Source organism: Paraburkholderia sp., assembly GCF_049581445.1.
GTDB lineage: Bacteria > Pseudomonadota > Gammaproteobacteria > Burkholderiales > Burkholderiaceae > Paraburkholderia.
In genome coordinates this window covers 1-1,882 of sequence record NZ_JBAURZ010000269.1, presented here as the reverse complement: position 1 = coordinate 1,882, position 1,882 = coordinate 1, and the positions used below count along the sequence as shown (strand labels likewise).

The following is a 1,882-nucleotide window of genomic DNA, read 5'->3' as shown; positions in this document are numbered from 1 at the left end:
GGCCGACGCCGGGCGCACCGGCGCCCGGCTGCGCGCCGGCGAGGCCCATGCGGGCGTCGGGGTTGATCAACGAGTTGGCTGACGAATCCATGCGTCGGGTATCTCCGGGGGATGCCTGGGGTCCTGCCCGCCGCTACGCCGGGATCGGCGAGGCGCATGGACAGAGACTTTCACGATTGGAATTATGCTTAGCCCCGGACAAGCCGATTGCTCGAATAGAGCGGGGTTTCCCCCCTACTTTCGCGGCTTTCGAAAATACCCCGCTGCTATGCTTTCGTTCAGATCGGCGGGGCACGCCTCGCCGGTTGACCTTCCTCTGGAGAGAACATGACAATGCCCGTGAACGCGCTCTCGTCGGCGCTGCAGCAGATGCAGTCAATGGCAGCGCAGGCAGCCGGCGGCACCGAAACCGTCGCGGATCAGTCCGGCGCCGCGAGTTCGAGCGGTTTCGCGGCGGCGCTCAAGGCGTCGCTCGACAAGATCAGCGACGATCAGCAACACGCGGTCGGCGAGGCGAAGGCATTCGAAGTCGGTGCGCCCAACGTTTCCCTGAACGACGTGATGATTGACGGGCAGAAGGCCAATCTGGGCTTCCAGTTCGGTCTGCAGGTGCGCAACAAGCTGGTGTCCGCCTACAACGACATCATGCAGATGTCGGTTTGAGTGCGTGAGGGCGGCCGGCTGTGCCTGCAGGTGGGCGGCCGCTGCCCTGGCACGACCTTGGTTCGTCAACCGTCCTGATGCACGCCAGTTGGCCGGACTGCCAATTATTCACCCGTATCGCCTTAAACCTCCTTACAGCGGCCTAAAGCTTTCCGTCTGCCTATCCGATAACACGGATACAGGCAGAAATCCGAACGCGAAAGCGCGTCCCGGATGCCATCTCACACTTTCCGAATTCGCAAGACAGGAGAAGCGCCGATGTTTTCCCCCGGACACGCTGGAGCCAACGCATACGCACGTGTCGGCGTCGAGACAGGGGTGCTGGGCGCGAGCCCGCATCGTCTGATCGTGATGCTGTACCAGGGGGCGCGGCAGGCTATCGCTCAGGCTCGCATGCATTTGCAGCAGAACGGCCCGAGGTCGGTGGCGGCGCGCGGCGAGGCGATCAGCAAGGCGATCCGCATTATTGAAAGCGGCCTGCAGTCGTCGCTCAATATCGAGGCGGGTGGAGAGGTCGGAGAGCGTCTTCATGCGCTTTACGGCTACATGGCGCGGCGGCTGTTCGAAGCCAATGTAAAGCAGAGCGAAGCCATGCTGGTCGAAGTCGACGGCTTGCTGGCCACGCTCGAAGAGGCCTGGATCGGGATAGCCCCGGAGATCGCGCGGATGGCGGCACAGCCATCCGCGGAAAGTATGAGATGACTTCGAACACAGAATATTTTGCCCGCTACGAGGCAATCGCAGCGATTTCCGCACGCATGCTAACGGTAGCGCGCCGCTCCCTGTGGAACGATCTGGTGTCGTTGCAAGACGAGTACCGGCACCTGGTCGATGCACTCAAGGAGGCGGAATGCGGCGTGAGGCTCAATGAGCTGGAACGCGCACGCAAATTCGACCTGATTCGCCAGATCCTCGCGGACGACGCGGCGATCCGCGATCTCGCGAATCCGCGCATGGCGACGCTCTCGGCACTGTTCGCCGGGCGTCAGGCGCGCGTGCTCAAGGAACTGTACGGCGCGGGCTAAGCGTATTGACCGCTGATTGCGGGGCGGAAAACCTGGGGCGGCCCCAGGGTTTTCTAACAAGGAATTGGCATGAACGGAATCGACACGGCCATCGCTTCGCTGCTAGCGAGCCGGGTCGACAGTCTGCTCAATATTACGCCCGGCGCGCCGAGCACGGCGCAGGCCGGCGCGTCTGCGCTGGGCGTGGATACGCC

Annotated in this window: 3 protein-coding genes; all 3 read left to right on the top strand. The window is 63.1% G+C overall.

Going from position 1 to position 1,882, the window contains the following annotated elements:
• Positions 1-327 precede the first annotated feature (327 nt).
• Positions 328-663, top strand: a complete 336-nt coding sequence (gene fliE, locus WCA85_RS22680) for a flagellar hook-basal body complex protein FliE (RefSeq protein WP_424067102.1) — start codon at positions 328-330, stop codon at positions 661-663.
• 258 nt (positions 664-921) lie between these two features.
• Positions 922-1,365: a flagellar export chaperone FliS gene (gene fliS, locus WCA85_RS22675; RefSeq protein WP_424067101.1), complete on the top strand. Its 444-nt coding sequence runs from the start codon at positions 922-924 to the stop codon at positions 1,363-1,365.
• The gene (locus WCA85_RS22670; protein WP_424067100.1) at positions 1,362-1,688 is read left to right on the top strand and encodes a flagellar protein FliT; all 327 of its coding nucleotides are present in this window, start codon (positions 1,362-1,364) and stop codon (positions 1,686-1,688) included. Before fliS ends, WCA85_RS22670 begins: the two co-directional genes overlap by 4 nt.
• Positions 1,689-1,882: the final 194 nt, after the last annotated feature.